This window comes from Algoriphagus chordae (assembly GCF_003254055.1).
Classification (GTDB): Bacteria; Bacteroidota; Bacteroidia; order Cytophagales; family Cyclobacteriaceae; genus Algoriphagus; species Algoriphagus chordae.
Genome location: NZ_QKZT01000001.1, coordinates 196,140 through 212,976 on the forward strand (window position 1 = coordinate 196,140; position 16,837 = coordinate 212,976).

20 protein-coding genes are annotated in these 16,837 nt (G+C 40.9%); 7 read left to right on the plus strand and 13 right to left on the minus strand.

Features of this window, described 5'->3' with window-relative positions:
• Window positions 1-4 precede the first annotated feature (4 nt).
• The gene (locus tag LV85_RS22000; protein WP_158531117.1) at window positions 5-142 is read left to right on the plus strand and encodes a hypothetical protein; all 138 of its coding nucleotides are present in this window, start codon (window positions 5-7) and stop codon (window positions 140-142) included.
• 192 nt (window positions 143-334) lie between these two features.
• On the opposite strand, the gene LV85_RS00870 is transcribed toward LV85_RS22000, so the two are convergent.
• The gene (locus tag LV85_RS00870; protein ID WP_111316289.1) at window positions 335-901 is read right to left on the minus strand and encodes a fasciclin domain-containing protein; all 567 of its coding nucleotides are present in this window, start codon (window positions 899-901) and stop codon (window positions 335-337) included.
• A gap of 278 nt (window positions 902-1,179) precedes the next feature.
• On the opposite strand from LV85_RS00870, the gene LV85_RS00875 reads away from it, so the two are divergent.
• Window positions 1,180-2,205, plus strand: coding sequence for a phenylalanine--tRNA ligase subunit alpha (locus LV85_RS00875; RefSeq protein ID WP_111316290.1), 1,026 nt, complete (start codon window positions 1,180-1,182; stop codon window positions 2,203-2,205).
• Window positions 2,206-2,603: 398 nt separating this feature from the next.
• On the opposite strand, the gene LV85_RS00880 is transcribed toward LV85_RS00875, so the two are convergent.
• The 3 genes from LV85_RS00880 to LV85_RS00890 form a co-directional block, all read right to left on the minus strand.
• Window positions 2,604-3,956, minus strand: a complete 1,353-nt coding sequence (locus LV85_RS00880) for an FAD-dependent oxidoreductase (RefSeq protein ID WP_111316505.1) — start codon at window positions 3,954-3,956, stop codon at window positions 2,604-2,606.
• 25 nt (window positions 3,957-3,981) lie between these two features.
• The gene (kynU, locus tag LV85_RS00885; RefSeq protein ID WP_211318355.1) at window positions 3,982-5,259 is read right to left on the minus strand and encodes a kynureninase; all 1,278 of its coding nucleotides are present in this window, start codon (window positions 5,257-5,259) and stop codon (window positions 3,982-3,984) included.
• 454 nt (window positions 5,260-5,713) lie between these two features.
• The gene (locus tag LV85_RS00890; RefSeq protein WP_111316291.1) at window positions 5,714-6,226 is read right to left on the minus strand and encodes a 3-hydroxyanthranilate 3,4-dioxygenase; all 513 of its coding nucleotides are present in this window, start codon (window positions 6,224-6,226) and stop codon (window positions 5,714-5,716) included.
• Window positions 6,227-6,343: 117 nt separating this feature from the next.
• On the opposite strand from LV85_RS00890, the gene LV85_RS00895 reads away from it, so the two are divergent.
• Together LV85_RS00895 and LV85_RS00900 are read left to right on the plus strand one after the other, a co-directional pair.
• Entirely contained in the window at window positions 6,344-7,336 is a 993-nt protein-coding gene (locus LV85_RS00895; RefSeq protein ID WP_317046423.1) for a dipeptidase, read from the plus strand.
• Window positions 7,336-7,950: a thiamine pyrophosphokinase gene (locus LV85_RS00900; RefSeq protein WP_111316292.1), complete on the plus strand. Its 615-nt coding sequence runs from the start codon at window positions 7,336-7,338 to the stop codon at window positions 7,948-7,950. The genes LV85_RS00895 and LV85_RS00900 overlap by 1 nt, the downstream gene beginning before the upstream one ends.
• Here the strand turns inward: LV85_RS00900 and LV85_RS00905 are convergent.
• From LV85_RS00905 to prmC, 5 genes are all read right to left on the minus strand, one after another.
• The gene (locus LV85_RS00905) at window positions 7,904-8,314 is read right to left on the minus strand and encodes a magnesium citrate secondary transporter (protein ID WP_245942092.1); all 411 of its coding nucleotides are present in this window, start codon (window positions 8,312-8,314) and stop codon (window positions 7,904-7,906) included. The two genes, LV85_RS00900 and LV85_RS00905, sit on opposite strands and share 47 nt — an antisense overlap.
• On the minus strand, window positions 8,287-8,571 hold the full coding sequence (locus LV85_RS00910) for a class I tRNA ligase family protein (protein WP_111316294.1): 285 nt from the start codon (window positions 8,569-8,571) through the stop codon (window positions 8,287-8,289). Before LV85_RS00910 ends, LV85_RS00905 begins: the two co-directional genes overlap by 28 nt.
• Before the next feature lie 4 nt (window positions 8,572-8,575).
• Window positions 8,576-8,944, minus strand: a complete 369-nt coding sequence (locus LV85_RS00915; RefSeq protein WP_111316295.1) for a helix-turn-helix domain-containing protein — start codon at window positions 8,942-8,944, stop codon at window positions 8,576-8,578.
• Window positions 8,941-9,459, minus strand: coding sequence for a hypothetical protein (locus LV85_RS00920; protein ID WP_146260405.1), 519 nt, complete (start codon window positions 9,457-9,459; stop codon window positions 8,941-8,943). Before LV85_RS00920 ends, LV85_RS00915 begins: the two co-directional genes overlap by 4 nt.
• A 171-nt stretch (window positions 9,460-9,630) precedes the next feature.
• A complete protein-coding gene (gene prmC, locus LV85_RS00925; protein WP_111316297.1) occupies window positions 9,631-10,464 on the minus strand; it encodes a peptide chain release factor N(5)-glutamine methyltransferase in 834 nt (277 codons plus the stop codon).
• Between the two features lie 161 nt (window positions 10,465-10,625).
• Between prmC and LV85_RS00930 the strand changes: the two genes are divergently transcribed.
• Complete coding sequence (locus tag LV85_RS00930; protein ID WP_111316298.1) at window positions 10,626-11,813, plus strand: methyltransferase domain-containing protein; 1,188 nt, start codon at window positions 10,626-10,628, stop codon at window positions 11,811-11,813.
• A gap of 210 nt (window positions 11,814-12,023) precedes the next feature.
• Window positions 12,024-13,502 carry an IMP dehydrogenase gene (gene guaB, locus LV85_RS00935; protein ID WP_111316299.1) on the plus strand — a complete coding sequence of 493 codons (1,479 nt, stop codon included), beginning with the start codon at window positions 12,024-12,026 and terminating at the stop codon, window positions 13,500-13,502.
• 257 nt (window positions 13,503-13,759) lie between these two features.
• Here guaB and LV85_RS00940 read toward each other — a convergent pair whose 3' ends face one another.
• The 3 genes from LV85_RS00940 to LV85_RS00950 all read right to left on the minus strand — a co-directional run bounded on the left by LV85_RS00940 (window position 13,760) and on the right by LV85_RS00950 (window position 15,253).
• On the minus strand, window positions 13,760-14,218 hold the full coding sequence (locus tag LV85_RS00940; protein WP_111316508.1) for an RES family NAD+ phosphorylase: 459 nt from the start codon (window positions 14,216-14,218) through the stop codon (window positions 13,760-13,762).
• 3 nt (window positions 14,219-14,221) lie between these two features.
• Complete coding sequence (locus LV85_RS00945; protein ID WP_111316300.1) at window positions 14,222-14,689, minus strand: MbcA/ParS/Xre antitoxin family protein; 468 nt, start codon at window positions 14,687-14,689, stop codon at window positions 14,222-14,224.
• Between the two features lie 87 nt (window positions 14,690-14,776).
• Window positions 14,777-15,253 (minus strand): GNAT family N-acetyltransferase, encoded by a 477-nt coding sequence (locus tag LV85_RS00950; RefSeq protein ID WP_111316301.1) that lies wholly within the window; start codon window positions 15,251-15,253, stop codon window positions 14,777-14,779.
• Window positions 15,254-15,315: 62 nt separating this feature from the next.
• Between LV85_RS00950 and LV85_RS00955 the strand changes: the two genes are divergently transcribed.
• Window positions 15,316-16,086 carry a type III pantothenate kinase gene (locus LV85_RS00955; RefSeq protein WP_111316302.1) on the plus strand — a complete coding sequence of 257 codons (771 nt, stop codon included), beginning with the start codon at window positions 15,316-15,318 and terminating at the stop codon, window positions 16,084-16,086.
• On the opposite strand, the gene LV85_RS00960 is transcribed toward LV85_RS00955, so the two are convergent.
• Window positions 16,083-16,751, minus strand: coding sequence for a peptidoglycan DD-metalloendopeptidase family protein (locus LV85_RS00960; protein ID WP_111316303.1), 669 nt, complete (start codon window positions 16,749-16,751; stop codon window positions 16,083-16,085). The genes LV85_RS00955 and LV85_RS00960 overlap by 4 nt on opposite strands.
• Window positions 16,752-16,837 lie beyond the last annotated feature (86 nt).

A 16,837-nucleotide genomic window follows, 5' to 3' on the forward strand; every position in this document is an offset into this window, starting at 1 on the left:
TATCATGAGAATCCTTTTTTTGACTCAGGTTAGATCAATCATCCAAATCGTAGTGAATGAAGAGACAAACGAAATCTATGGACTGACAACCGATGAAGATCCTGGGATTGCTGTATTTCAAATTCCCCAGGAGCTTTTCTGACAAAAAATTATTTGCCAATCATATCCCCAAAATTAGAGTAGAGAATTGTTAACCACCGGCTTTTGGAGAAGTAGGCTAACAAAATGAATTGTGTCCTCCGCGTAAAACTCTGCGTGCTTTGCGGTTAAAAAAATTCACACAAAAAAGCCGACCCCTTTCGGAGCCGGCTTAGCATTGGGCAACCAGCAACTATTACATTTTTGGTAGTAGTACGGTATCTACTGAGTGGATCACACCATTAGACTGCCATACATCCGCAATTGTAACTTTAGATTCTCCACCGTTTGCGTCAGTGATGTAAAGATCTTTTCCTTTCATCCAAGCAGTTAACTTTCCGCCTTGAACTGTTGTAAGTACAGCTTTACCGTCTCCTTTTTTGATGGCAGCAGCGATTTCTTTGGATCCCATTTTACCAGCTACCACGTGGTAAGTAAGAACTGCCTGAAGTGTAGTTTTGTTTTCCGGTTTCAAAAGAGTCTCTACCGTTCCTGCTGGAAGCTTCTCAAAAGCCATATTATCCGGTGCAAAAACCGTAAATGGTCCAGTTCCTTGAAGCGTTTCTACTAAACCCGCTGCTTTTACAGCCGCTACCAATGTGGTATGATCAGCAGAATTCACTGCATTTTCCACGATATTTTTTGATGGATACATTTCTGCTCCACCTACCATTTTTGTTTTTTCCATTTGAGCAAAAGCTATGTTTGCAGAAAGAAAAATAAAGGCTGCAAAAGCCAGTTTGAAGAAATTTTGAATTTTCATGATCTTGTTAGTTTCATGATTTTTTTTGGTTTCTTATTTGGAATGAGATACGGGAGATTACTAGTTTCTGGATTTACAGAGATTAAAAAATTTACGAATTGGGATGGTTGATTTACGAGATAATCAGAACTCCATCCTTTCATTACCCTTCAGGCCTTTTGATGGTAGATGTAGGACGATTTTCTGATCTTCTAGCTTTTCACAACCTAAAGTCAACCTTCATCCTTTCCAAAAGACCTCAAAAATGGTAGCTTTGTCACTCGAATAAATGGAGTCCAATGTATCAGGAGAAAATCGAATCTATCAAAGCAGCTATTTCAGCCGCCGACGCAACTAACCCAGAGGAGCTAGAAGCCTACAGAATGGAGTATATCTCCAAGAAATCTGTGGTGGGAGAGCTTTTTGCTGGCATGGGAAAAATCCCTAACGAGGAGAAAAAATCCTATGGTCAGCTGGTAAATGGCGTAAAGCAATTGGCGGAAGCGAAGTTTCAAGAATTGATTGAAAAAGTGAGCCAAGCCAACAAGAAGTCAAAATCAGCTGATATTGACTTGACGCTACCTCCTTCCAATCAAAGCCTTGGTGGGATTCATCCACTTACAGCTACACGTCAGCGCATCATCGAAATTTTCGAGCGAATAGGTTTCAACCTTTCCGAAGGTCCGGAGATCGAAGACGATTGGCATAACTTCACTGCCCTGAATTTCCCTGAAAATCACCCTGCTCGTGAGATGCAGGATACATTTTTCATAGAGAAAAACCCTGATATCGCGTTGAGAACACATACTTCCTCTGTGCAGGTTCGCGTGATGGAAAATCAAAAACCTCCGATTCGTACCCTTTCTCCAGGAAGAGTTTATAGAAATGAAGCGATCTCAGCTCGTGCACATTGTATTTTCCACCAAGTAGAAGGATTGTATGTAGATGAAAATGTAGGTTTCGCTGATTTGAAAAACACCTTGTATCACTTCGCCAAAGAGATGTTTGGTAAGGAAACCAAAGTACGCTTCAGACCATCATACTTCCCTTTTACAGAGCCAAGTGCAGAGATTGACATCACATGCTTGATTTGTGGTGGCAAGGGCTGTAATGTCTGTAAAGGCAGCGGTTGGGTAGAAATCGGTGGATCAGGAATGGTAGATCCGAATGTGTTGGAGAATTGCGGAATAGATTCTAAGAAATATACTGGCTTTGCCTTCGGTATGGGTATAGAGCGAATCGCCATGCTGAAATATCAGATCAAAGATCTTCGATTATTTACAGAGAATGACCTGAGGTTTCTGAAGCAGTTTAGGACAGTTTGATAAAACTTAGAAAGGCGTTGAGAAATCAGCGCCTTTTTTTTGAGTTTTTATAACCGTAGTGATTGCAGACTCTCGATATATATCTGGATCGCCGTGGGCGTACCTGGAATTTACTGTTATCCTGCTTCTCCAGAAGCTGGATAATGTAAAATTAGATTGCTTCCCCGACACATCTGGGCAGGCTGTGTCTACCAATGAAGCATTGTGTTTTTATAGGAATTAGTGCCAGTCAGAGCGAAGTCGAGGACAATAATTTTACTTGCTTTAAAGTAGGCTTCGACTTCGCTCAGCCCGACACAGTCATCTCCGTTTTATATATTCTTGGATTTTGAATACTTGCAATGACGTTACTCTGTGTTTTCTCTGCGAAATCCTGGCGCTCTTTGCGGTAAAAAGTACTACACCGCTTTTGCTGTTTCCATTTTATAGATAATATCCTCGTAGTCGAGCTTATTCCAGTTCTCCGTGATCAGTGGATCAGCCATTACGCGATCCATTATGGCCTCCTGAAGCTTCCCTTGAGTATAAGCTTCCGAATACCTCATATCTGTGAAAGTCACCATAGAATAGAGCGGAATCCAATCATTCGGATACAATTCGTACAGCTTGGCTTCAATCTTTTTGCGAAGCACAAACTTAGGATCTGCCACAGAATCTCTCATTTCTTCAAAATTCTCCATCGCCAATTGGCAGATTGCATCTGTATCTATTTTGCGAGTTTTTTGGAATTTTTCGAATACCAAATCCCATGAATTCGTCCCGAACTTATCAATCAAGCCATTCAAAATCGAGCAATCTTCAAAGCCACAATTCATACCCTGTCCATAGAACGGAACCATCGCATGACTAGCATCTCCCATCAGCAAACTCGTGCCTTGAACCCATGGGAAACATTCCACATTGATCAGAGCTGAAGTAGGATTGGTAAAAAACTCAGTCTTAAGATTTGGCATCAACTGATACGCATCGTCAAAATAATTGGAGAAAAGGATCTCAAGATCATTCTCATCATTGATTTTGTCAAAGCATATTTTGGATTTGCTGTGCGGCAAAAATAGCGTGCAAGTAAAAGTCTTATCAGGATTGGGAAGTGCGATCAGCATAAACTTGCCTCTTGGCCAAATATGCAGTGCATTTGGGTCCATCGCAAACTCTCCTTCTGCAGTTGCAGGGATCGTGAGCTCCTTATATTCGTGCGTGATATATTCTTGCTTGTAATTGAATCTGATCTGCTTTTGCATCGCCAATCTAAGCGAGGAATAAGCTCCATCTGATCCAAATAATACCGGTGCAAGCACTTTCTTTTCTCCTTCTGGAGTCTGGAAGTCAATTTCCTGAGTACGGAAATCCACGTCGGTACACTTGTATTCAAAATTAAAATGAACACCTAGACGCTCTCCTTCTTCTACCAGCAGTTGGTTGAATTTTCCTCTCGAAAGGGAATAAATCGCCTCATTCTCTTTACCGTAGGAAATAAAAGTAGTGCCTCCATGCTCATCATGAACCTTGCGGCCATACATCGGAATAGCCAAAGGCATCACTTTATCTTTTAATCCGACTTCCTCCAATGCTTTCCAGCCTCTATGACTCACTGCCATATTGATGGATCTTTTGCCTTCTTCGAAAGTGGATTTTCGCTTGTCAGGTCTCTTGTCATATACTTCGACCTCTAAGCCCTGTTGCTTTAGGTATATAGCCATTAGGGATCCAATTAATCCGGCTCCTAATACGGTAACTTGATTCTTTTCCATTTGGATTGTTTTATCCACGCTTCCTTTAAGCGAATTTCTTCAGAGATTGTTCCAAAATCTGTGCAAATCGGAACAGGTCTAGGAAGCTGTTATAGAGCGGTGTAGGTGCCAGACGAATCACATTTGGATTGCGCCAGTCGCCCACGACTCCCTGTTTATACCATTCATCGAATACAGCCTTGCCTCCGCGATGAATGTGCAAAGATAACTGACAGCCTCTTTCCGCAGGATTTTTAGGAGTAATAATTTCCAAAACCCCTGATTTTCCGCTGATTTCCTCAATTAAATAGGCCAAATATGCTGTCAACTGCTCAGATTTCTTTCTCATATTCGCCATTCCAGCTTCTTGGAAAATATCCAACGAAGCCTGATGAACGGCCAATCCAATGATATCGGAATTGGAAAGCTGCCAGCCATCTGCACCATGCATAGGCACAAAGCCCTTTTCCATCTTGAAGCGCTGCTCCTGATCATGTCCCCACCATCCTGCAAAGCGATTTAAGTCAGGTCGCTCCGCAAATCGCTCATGGATAAATACGCCTGAAACATTTCCAGGGCCTGAATTCATGTATTTATAGCTACACCAAGTAGCAAAATCCACATCCCAATCATGCAAACTTAATGGAGCATTTCCCGCTGCATGAGCCAAATCAAATCCTGCATAAGCTCCTACTTCATGGGCGGCTGCCGTAATGGCTTTCATATCAAAAACTTGGCCCGTATAGTATTGCAAACCAGCCATATTCACCATAGCCAGGGAATCACCCTGATTTCTTATTTCTGCCAAAATATCTTCCGTACGAAGCGTATGCTCGCCTTCTCTTGGCGTAAGTTCCACGATGGCTTCCTCCGGATCTAAGCCATGGAACTTCACCTGAGTTTCCAACATATATTGATCTGATGGAAAAGCACCTGCTTCTACGATGATTTTGTAACGCTCCTTGGTAGGCTTGTAAAACGAAACCATCAACAAATGAAGATTAACCGATAGATTATTCATCGCCACTACCTCGTGTTCATGAGCACCGACGATTTCGGCTAGGGCTGGCTTTGATTTCTGCTTCGCAAAAAACCAGGCATCTTCCCCATGAAAATGCCCATCTACAGCCATTTCAGCCCAGTTTTTCAATTCCTTTGCGATGTAATCTTTAGCCGATTTGGGCTGTAAACCCAGAGAATTTCCGCAAAGGTAAATCGCATCTTTTCCATCTACCTTAGGAAAAAGAAACCTATCCCGAAAATGTGAAAGAGTATCTTGCTCATCCATCTCCTGAGCGAATTCAGCTGAATATTGGTAGTTCATTTTTGAAATGTTTGGGTATATAAATTCTTTATAAGTTCGCGAAACAATGAAAGTGATCAAATAGGATATGGCGATTAAGATCCGAAGGATTGATACGATTAATGACCCTCGGCATAGCCGGGGGAAAAGGAAAAACTTGGTTAAGAAGCCCCGTAGGGGTGCTACTTTATAGTTTCGCCCATTCAGGGCTCAGAATGAGATCGATTCTATAACCCTGCACTTTGTACAGGGTTATGAATAGTTTTGCTCCTTCGGAGCTCGTCGTAGTATAATATGTGGCTTAAATGGTGAAATTCAAATATTATGCTGGTGATTTTGGTACCTGGCGAAAACCGTATAATCTCAGCTATTAAGTAAGACTCATTATCTACGCTTTAAAGCAAAAGCATCCTATACATTCAAGGCGCATCGGACATCGGTCACCCGGCATCCTGCCATTGCCTTAAACAAAACGCTATTTCTCCATTACCGTTCCGCAATTCTTACAAGTATGATTCTCTGGATTTCCCCAGAATCTCTCCTGTACTGGCGGTAGCTGTGTGACGATGTCAGTAACCTCGAAGAATTCCTCGTAGAGCTTTTCTCCGCAATTTTCACAGTGCCAGATAAATCCATCTTCCTCGCCAGCTCTTCTGTAGCGTTCGATCACCAAGCCAATAGTATTAGCTGGACGACGAGGAGAGTGAGGTACTTTGGCTGGAAGTAGAAAAATTTCCCCTTCACGGATATGAATGTCTTTTGGCTTTCCGTCTTCAATTACTTTCAGCACGATATCGCCTTCTAGCTGGTAGAAAAACTCTTCTCCCTCGTTGGAATGATAGTCTTTTCGGGAATTTGGCCCGCCTACAACCATCACAATGAAGTCATCATTCCCTTTATAAACCTGCTGATTCCCGATAGGTGGTTTCAATAGATGTCTGTTTTCATCTATCCATTTTTTGAAGTTGAAAGGTTGAGCTAAGGCCATATCGCTTAATATTCTGATAAAATTGAAAATCGATCCGAAGATTACTTAATTGTATTACTCCCTAAAAGTATTAAAAAACATAGGCTTTTTTGGCTTACTTTGTCTTAACCCCAAAAAATGATGAGCTACCCAATAATTGACATGCACTGTGATTTGTTGTCCTATTTGGCAAGAATCCCGGGAGCGAACCCGTATGCAAAAGGTGAAATTGCCTGTGCTATTCCTTGGTTACAAGCTGGAAAGGTGCGAATGCAGATTTTGGCGATATATACCGATGTAAAGCCAGAAAGCATGAGTTTGGCAACTAGACAGGCTCATATTTTCTCTGAATTATTGGAAAAAAATGAGAATGATCTTGCCTATGCGGATGCTGAATTCTTACAAAATTGGGACAAGCAAAACTGTGTCGGGATCAAAGCTTCCGTGGAAAATGCTGCTGGTTTTGGTAATGAATCGGCAAGTTGGAATGAGATCTATAGCCAGTTTGATGCTATTTTGCAAAAAGTAAAATCTCTCGCTTACATCAGCTTGACGCATCATACCGAAAATCGCTTTGGGGGCGGAAATTATACCAAAGGCATCGGTTTGAAGGACGATGGGAAAAAGCTGCTCGACTACATGGCTGGCAAAAGTATTCCAATTGATCTATCACATACTTCTGATTTGCTTGCTGAGGGAATTTTGAATCATATCGATAGCAATACCTTAGATATTCCAGTGATCGCAAGTCATTCCAATTTCAGAGAAATCTGGAATCATCCGCGAAATTTGACCGATGAGTTTGCCAAGGAAATCATCCATCGTGGAGGAATCATTGGAGTGAATTTTTTGAGAGCTTTCTTGGATCCTGAAGTTCCGGAGCGGCTATTTGAACATATTCTTCGTGGTTTTGAACTTGGAGGAGAAAAGTCCATCTGCTTTGGAGCTGATTATTTTTATACCAAGGATTTTGGTGATCCAGCACGCTTCCCATTCTATTTCCCACTAGTGGAGAATGCCGGAAAATATCCTTCATTAATCGAAAGCATGGAAGACAAATTAAGCGCAGCCGATTTAGAAGGTCTAGCTTATAGAAATTCACTGGAGTTCTACCGCAAAATCCAATCTTAATGTCTTCTCACCATTTCGTCAAAGATAAACAGGAGCCAGCTGTGATGATTTTGGAACTCGATCAAATCCGATTTGATCAGGTTTCACCTCTTCTAGAATGGGTTCCGACGGTACTTGTGAGTGAAAAAGTGCTAGATCAAGTTATGAGTTGGGGAATTAAAATAGATGTAATTCTAGCTTCAGAGGCTTTTCAAGCAGAAAATCAACATTTACTGGAAGAGCAATATCCAGTGAAATTCCTCAACACCTTAGATGAAAAATATCTGCAAACTGGACTTGATTATTTGGTCTCCACTGAGCACAAAGCAGTGCATTTGGTAGGCATTTCACATCTGAAAGCACTTGAGCTGCAGGACAAACTTGAGCTACTGAATCTTACAATTTTAGATGGTGATTGGAAATATTACCCTGTGAAATCGGGTGAATTCAAAAAATGGTTTGCAGAAAGCAATATCCATATCCATGGAAAAGAAGGAATGCCGGTGCAGATTCAAAATGAAAATGGAGAGTTGATCCTGCCAATTACCTATGCCACGATGCTGGAAGTGCCCGAGGGTATTACAGAGATTAAAGCACCTGGGATTTTTTGGATTGGGGAGCAGGTTTATTCATAAACTTTAGAAACACTAAGGTTCCAATAACATAACAAACCACATCCAATGGGTCTGCAGTGTAAGTCGTTGATTTAAATGGCAATAAAACTTCAAATACCAGAGAGAAATACACCAAGCCGATCATCACCTGCTTTGTGCTGAAAGTGAGTTCCCCGCCTGCTGGATGCCAGCATCTCATTAACTGAAGGCAAATCCCAAAGACCACAGGCATCGCCATCAGATCATCCCCATAGGAATGGTAAACAGGCAGGAATATACCTAGCGATTTTTCCAGGTATTGATTTACCCAAAAAGCGATGGAGGCAAAAATGAAAATTGGATTTTTGAACATACCCATCATCCCGGCAAAGCGGCTATAAACCACATAATAAAAGTCATGATAGCCATAAAGACGGTGTAAAACAGGTTACCGGATTTCTTAAAGAATTTTTTAAACCCAGAATCTTCGGGGTTGATGTAAAACATCCATCCCTTTTCTTGGCGATCTTGCTCCTGAATGAATTTTTCCTTCCGCTCAAGCTCTACGGGAGATAGAAACTCTCCGCAATGCTCACAACGATCCTCGTAATTATTTGTCCAAATCGACCATTCTCCGCAATGGGGACATTTTTTCTGGCTCATATGATTATGCTATTTCTTTGTCTGATTTACCTATTAAAACCTCAACAGGCAAACAAAGTTTTTCACTTAATCCACGAATCATATCAACAGTCAGGCTTCTTTTCCCCTTGAGAATTTTTGAAATGTTACCTTGATCACCCATTATGGGTTCCAGGTCTTTGTTCTTCAATCCCAAATCCTCCAATCGAATTTTTATTGCTTCTATCGGGTCAAGAGTTGGTAACTGAAAATTTTCTTGTTCATAGAGTTTGACTAGAGTTACTAATAATTCTAACTCATCACCTTCCTGTGTTCCTTGCTCAGCATCAAATATCTCATCTATTCTCGCTAGATAGTTTTGATACATCGCTTCATTTTGGATTATCTTAATCATTTGCTAAAGTATTTTCCGTAAGTACTTTCTGCATAGAATGAAGAGCATTGGTTGGTATATACTACGATTTCATTTTCCGCAATTTTATTCCAATGTTCTACAAGTTCCATTTCAATATTGTAACATTTCATCTTCCTTATTGTCAACCCTCCAATTGGTGGCGGGGGTGGAGAAGCAACGGTCTCAAAAATTTTATCTTCTTTATAAACTGCTTCACTGAAAGGGCGGAGGTTTTCAAATTTTTCTATTCGAGTACCAACTATGATATACTTTTCTCCAAACCTGAAGGCTTGAATGCAGTTGCCAGTTTCAAACTGATTGATAAAAACGAATTCAGTTTTTAAGTTTCCCTTATAAATCTTTTCTACTTTGAATTTTAAATCTATTCCAAACTTTTCGCTATCCAAAGTAGCTTTTATAGAGTCATTATGATGAACATTTTCAACAGCAGTGCCCAATAAAACATAGTCAGCATTCTTTGTGATTTTTTTTACATCTTTTTTAGTTAGGGACATGCAGGTGCAAGTCCATCCAATAGTCGGAAGACTTAGTAAGAAAAGGATGAGCATTATCCTTTTCAGATATGAAGCAAAATGATTTTGATGCATTTCAGTTTGTTGAATTTTTTCTATCATTATTACAATCTAATAACTTAATACTTAAGTCTAGTGTCTTTATACTCAAATCTAGCGTCTACCAATTGCAATTCTCTCCTTTCCATTCAGATCCTTCAAAACCTGAACTTCGGAATATCCCAAGTTCTGCATCAAGTCTGCAACTTCTTTCCCATACTTTTCATTTATTTCAAAATACAATTTACCACCTGACTTCAGTAACTGTTTTCCCTTTTCAGCTATTACTCGGTAAAAAATCAGCGGATCAGCATTGCTGACGAACAAGGCCAATTCAGGCTCAAAATCCAGCACATTTCTGTGCATTTCAGATTTTTCCAGCTCAGGAATGTAAGGGGGATTACTTACCAAAATATCCAACTCTGAGACTTCTGGAGTCTCAGTCAGAATATCACAGTTGGAAAAAGTAACTTTAGTACCTAGTGCTTCTGCGTTTTGAGCGGCTATTTCTAATGCTTCATCAGAAATATCTACTGCAAAAACTTCCAGATTTCTCATCTCCAATGCCAATGAAATAGGAATACAACCCGTTCCAGTGCCAATGTCTAATATCTTCAATCCTGCTTTGGGATTCTCTTTGATGATTAAATGAACCAATTCCTCAGTTTCATTTCTTGGAATCAAAGTAGCTGAGCTAACGAAAAACTCTCTGCCATAAAAAGGGCCTTTCCCCATGATATACTGAATAGGCTCCCCAGTTTTCAATCGCTCAAAGTCTTCAAATAGCTTTGGAGGAAAGGAGCTTTCATCAGCTTCATTCAAAATCTCCGTTCTCTTCCATCCTAGATGATGTTCAAAAAGCCAGCTCAGGATTGATTCAGCCTCTTGCTTCTCGTAGATCGAAAGTTTAGTAGCCCAGGAAGAAAAAACGTCTTGATAAGTAGGCATAGCGAAATGGCTTTTGGAGGATTGAATTGCAAAGGTATCAAAACCAAAATTTCTATTTCGTCACCAAGTTCACAATCTGAATACACAGTTTTTCAAGCCTTTTAAATCTCATTCTGACAGACTCAGAAAGAAAAACTACCTTTGTGCAGAATTTATTTCGCATGAAACTACACAACAACACCATCCGCGGAGTTCATACCGCACTTGCAGCCATTTTCGAAGAAGGTCAGTACGCTGATAAAGTGATCGAAAGAACACTGAAATCCAATCCAAAATGGGGTGCGCGTGACCGCTCTTTCATTGCAGAAACTACTTATGAAATGGTTCGTTGGTGGCGTCTAATCAATTTTTTGAGCCCGAGTAAGGACCCATACGATCTTTTTGGAACCTATTGGTTGATGCAGGGTCATAGCCTCCCACCATGGGAAGAATTTGCAAAAATCAATCCTGACAAGATCAAAGAAAAGTACGAGAAATTGGATGATCCAGCTAAGTTGGAATCTGTTCCCGATTGGCTTTTTGATCTAGGGAAAAAAGAATTGGGTGACAAATGGGAAGCTGAAATCCACAGTTTGAATCAGGAAGCACAGGTAGTTTTACGTGTCAATACGCTTAAAATCACTCGTGAGCAACTGAAAAACAGATTAGCTGAGGACAATATTCATACGCACATTATTAAGGGTTATCCAGATGCTTTGATCTTAGATGAAAGAACTAATGTGTTCCGTAATGCAGCTTTCAAAGAAGGGATGTTTGAAGTGCAGGATGCCTCTTCTCAATTGGTGGCTCAGGCATTAGCTGTAGAGCCTGGCATGCGAGTGATTGATGCCTGTGCAGGAGCTGGAGGAAAATCCCTTCACATAGCTGCCTTAATGCAAAATAAGGGTAAAGTTCTTTCTATGGATTTGCACGAATGGAAACTTCAGCAAACCAAGCTAAGAGCACGTCGTGATGGTGTTTCTATCATTGAGAGAAAAGTAATCGAAGGTTCCAAGACCATTAAAAGAATGAAAGAAACGGCTGATAGATTACTATTAGACGTTCCTTGTTCTGGTTTGGGAGTGCTTCGTAGAAATCCTGACACCAAGTGGAAACTTTCTGAGGAGTCCATTGCTCAAGTAATACAGACCCAACAAGAAATCCTTCAAAGCTATCCCTCCATGGTAAAGCCAGGTGGACAAATGGTCTATGCTACTTGTAGTATTTTGCCTTCTGAAAATCAGGATCAAATCGCCAAATTCTTAGCAAGCGAAGCAGGTAAAGACTTTACATTGATCGAGGATCAGAAAGTCCTAGCACAAGAGAGTGGCTTTGATGGCTTCTATATTGCAAGGCTCCAAAAGAAGTAGGTTTGATATCTATGATGTCTTAAGAGATGAAAATCAACAGGGAAAATTCAATTTCAAACTGAGAATTATTTATTTCTTCTAACCGTAAGTTTGGTTTGAGCAAGAAATAGAGCACTATTCCAAATTTATTTTGGACTGGATTAGTTTGGCATTGGATTTTGTTTGTAACTTTGACGCGCAAATAGGGTTACCTCCATACCAATATTTGCCATGAATAGAAATTCCGACAAGTTCCTTTACGAAGCACTCACCTACGACGACGTGCTTCTTGTCCCAGGTTATTCAGAAGTCCTTCCACGTGACACGAATACCTCTACCCAACTCACCAAGAAAATCAGGCTAAACATTCCTTTGGTTTCCGCTGCTATGGACACGGTAACAGAGGCTGAATTGGCTATTGCCATAGCCCTTGAAGGCGGCCTTGGGTTTGTTCACAAAAATATGTCCATAGAGCAGCAGGCGGCGCAAGTGCGCAAAGTAAAGCGTTCTCAGGCAGGTATGATCCTAGACCCTATCACTTTACATGTAGATGCCAAGGTGAAGGATGCCGAAAGCATCATGCGAGAATTTAATATTGGCGGCATTCCTGTAGTCGATGAAAATAAGGTTCTTACAGGTATCATCACCAATCGTGACCTGCGCTTCATCAAGGATCAGGATCGTCCTATTCGCGAGATCATGACAATCGAAAATCTCATTACCGCCAAATCTGGTGTATCGCTGGAGCAAGCAGAAGAGATTCTTCAAGAATATAAAATCGAGAAACTTCCGATTGTAGATGATGAATATAAGCTAACTGGCTTGATCACTTACAAGGATATTTTGAAGAGAAAAGACAAGCCAAATGCTTGTAAGGATGAATTTGGAAGACTACGCGTTGGTGCAGCTGTAGGTGTGACTGCAGATATTGTGGAGAGAGTTGAGGCATTGATGAATGCAGGTGTGGATGTAGTATCTATAGACACTGCTCATGGTCACTCCAAAGGAGTAATTGAAACTTGTAGAAGAATCAAAGATGCTTTCCCAGACTTAGAGGTAATCGTAGGGAATATAGCTACACCGGAAGCGGCTATCGCGCTGGCTGACGCTGGAGCTGATGCTGTCAAAGTCGGTGTAGGACCAGGGTCTATCTGTACAACTAGAATCATTGCTGGTGTAGGTGTTCCTCAACTATCAGCTGTGTTTGAATGCGCTGAGGCATTGAAAGGTCGCGGAGTTCCTATCATCGCAGATGGTGGTATTCGCTATTCTGGTGACTTGGTGAAAGCGATCGCTGCAGGTGGAAGTTCTATCATGATCGGATCTTTACTTGCTGGAACAGAAGAAGCCCCTGGGGAAATGATCATTTTCCAAGGAAGAAAATTCAAGTCTTACAGAGGCATGGGCTCTTTGGAAGCGATGGAATCTGGTTCCAAAGATCGTTACTTCCAAGATGCAGAAGACAATATCAAAAAATTGGTTCCAGAAGGAATCGTAGGTCGAGTTCCTTTCAAAGGCTTGGTTTCTGAGGTTCTTTACCAACTCGTAGGAGGTCTTCAAGCAGGAATGGGCTACTGCGGTACTCAGACCATCGAGGATCTTCAGACCAATGGCAAATTCGTGAAAATCACTGCTGCTGGCGTGAAAGAATCACATCCACACGATGTATCTGTAACTAGAGAAGCTCCTAACTACAGCCTCAAATCATAATTAACTCGGGTTTTTAACCCATTGACTAATACCAAAAAAGACCGGAAACCCCGGTCTTTTTTTGTTTCTCAGAAAATGAATTATGTATATCCACTTTTCTACCAGTGAAGAGGGAAAAGCAATTAAGAATATGTTCAAATTTATAATTGAGGTCATTCGGTCTTCGGTCATCGGTCTTCCGACCAGATAAGCAAAGAATCTAAGGCACCTGGCTTCATTGCGGATAATTACAAAATGAATCTTCCAATTTTAATTCCTCAAGAATTCACCTCAAAACTCACATCCCATTCCTCCAGAACTTTTACAGATTTTTGAAAATCAGGATGAAGAGGATTGATTAATACATTATGTTCGATTGGATAGCTTTTTAGAGGAATTCGGCAGGATGGGATTTTAAGAACAGGAGAAATCATCCCCTTTGCCCAAGCTGTACCAAACTCCTGAGTTGATCGAGGATGAGGTCTATTTTTCCAGTCAGACGGCAACAGTGAAGCATCTAATTCGGGAATTGGAGTTTGAATCTCTAGTACGACAAGCTTCCACTTGCTTTCAGTGACTACAGCTCCTTTGATACTTAGTAACTCTAGGAAATTAAGTGAAGAAATACTGCATCCGTAGATTATCGGTGTTCCGTATTGATTCCATCTTCCTGCTCCTAGACCAAAGCCAAGTGAACTTCTACCTGCAATATTTTCAATCAATCGAAAATATGTCACCACCTACAAAATAGCGCCCCAAGACATCGCCTCCATCGCCTCATCCACACGATCGACACCATACGGACTCTTCATCAGTAGGGATGGCTTTTGATCACCAAGAGATGTATTCTCAGTATGAAGCCATTGCGAAAGCAAGTCCTCCGTACCGAATATCCTGATACCCTTTGCAATCACCTGATCCATCTCCAAAATACTCTTCGTAAGCATCTTGGTAAGCTTTCTGTCTTCTTTGCGCCAGCGAGATAAGGTACTCGGATCTACTTCTAACATCTCCGAAACATCCTGCTGGGTAAAATCCAGAAAGTCAAAAATCTCTCCGGTATCGTGAAATGAAACAGCAACGTCATAAACAGCCGCTGGATCGCTTACCATGGATATAGTGTCCTGGAAGAAATAATAAGAATCATGACCGGTGCGTATGGTCTCAGCTCCAGTCTCGCCAAATGATATTTTCCAAGTGTGTGTCATAGCTATTCAATTAACCCACACTAAGTTACACATATTTACCGCAAATGCAATATCTTAATATTGCATTTGCTATATTTTGAAATCCCTCTAATCTAGGATCTGTTTGATTTCATAGTCTTGGAGGTGAGCATTCAGCCAGCCGGCTTCTAGCGTTGCACCATATTTTCTATAGAAATTGATTGCTGGCTCATTCCAGTCCAGTACTTGCCACATCATTCCTGTGCAGTTTTCTTCCAGGCCTTTTTGCATAATCCTATCAAAGAGCAATTTGCCAGCGCCATTTCCACGCTCTGATTGAGTCACTATCAGATCTTCCAAATAGATTCTTCGGCCCTTCCAAGTGCTGTAGCGATAATAATAAATTGCAAGGCCGACGATTTCAGATGTTTCCTCCTTCACACAGAGGAAGGTTCCAAAAACAGGATTTTCTCCAAATCCATCTTCCTCCATCATTGCAAGCGTATTCGTCACTTGCTCAGGCGCTTTCTCATACAAAGCTAGCTCATTTATCAATTCCATTACCCGAGGTAGATCCTCGATTTTTCCTTCTCTTAGTGTATACATGTCGAAAGTTTATAAATCCGTTTAATTTTGGGAAAGGCTAATTTAATCAAATCCGAGAAACAATGTTTTTAGCAATCGATGCAGGAAATTCAAATGTGGTTTTTGCACTGTATGATGAGGTCGATAAAAGCTGGAAGAATCACTTTCGGATTGAAACGCATTCGTCCAAATTTAGCGCTCAACTTCACAAAAAAGTCCCAATGTATTTTTTGGAGCATGGGATTAATCCGGGAGATATAAAAAGCATTGGCTTTAGCTCAGTTGTTCCTGAGATCAATGAGCAGATTCTTCATTTTTGCGAAAATTACTTTGGCACCCAGCCTTATCTCATTTCAGCTACTAGTTTTCCCAAACTGCCGATAAAAAGCCTAAGTCCAAATGAGATCGGAACGGATCTGATGTGTAATGTGATGGCGGGATATTCAAATTATGCCAAAGCCTTAATTGTGGTAGATTTTGGTACAGCACTTACCTTCACCGTCGTGGATGCTAATGGTGAAATCATGGGAGTAAATATCGTCCCAGGCTTGAAAACTGCCATTAAATCACTATTCACCAACACTTCCAAACTCCCAGATGTAGCGCTCAAACTCCCCAAATCTGCTCTTGGGAAAAATACCACTCATGCGATTCAAGCAGGAGTTTTATATGGCTACACGAGTTTGGTAAAAGGTATGCTAGAAACGATTGCGCAAGAAACAGAAATGGAATTTACTGTCATCGCTACGGGAGGATTGGTAGAGATCTTGACTCCCTTGGAAAAAGTTTTCGATAAAATAGACAGAAACCTAACCTTGGAAGGATTACGATTAATCACGGTAGCCAATTCCTAAAGGAGTTCGCTTCTCAAAATCAAATTGGGATCGGGACAAATTGCCTGATATTTCTCCACTTCTCGCTGCGAGCAAACACCCGGAAAATCACCCACATTTTCCATCAAATCCCAGATTAACTGAAAATGCAAATGTGGTGGCCAATCACCATTTTCCGGAAAAGGCCCTACATGAGCGATTAATTCACCAGTTTTTACTTCCTGGCCAATTTCTAATTCTGCAAGGTCAGATAAAAAAAGATGCCCGTAGAGAGAATAGAGTGTTTTCCCAAAAAGCTCATGTTCCAAAATAATAGTAGCTCCATAATTCCCAAAGCCAATATTGTCTTGAAGGTTGTGTACTCTACCATCCATGGGTGCAAAAATCGGAGCTCCAGCGGCTGTCCAGATATCTATTCCGAGGTGAATATTCCTGAAATCGGCTTCAGCTGTCGCAAAAACGGCACTTCTGCGATAAATAGCTCTTTGTTCCAAGTAGCCACCTACTCCATATTTACTCCCTGAAGATTTTAATTGATGAGTTACATATTCATCAAAGGCAGCAGTATCAGCCAGATCCAAAATCTCCAAATCTGGATTGCTCGGACTAAAATCCAATTTGCTTGTATTTTCTGCTGTTAACTTCTCACCCATGACTGGGAAAAAATCAATCTCATTCCAATTCATGTCGAAAGATAAATAATCATCTTAAAGTGCCTTAACTATTTCTTCATTCTCTAAATCTCCTTTCTCTTTTTTCCCTATTTTCAACT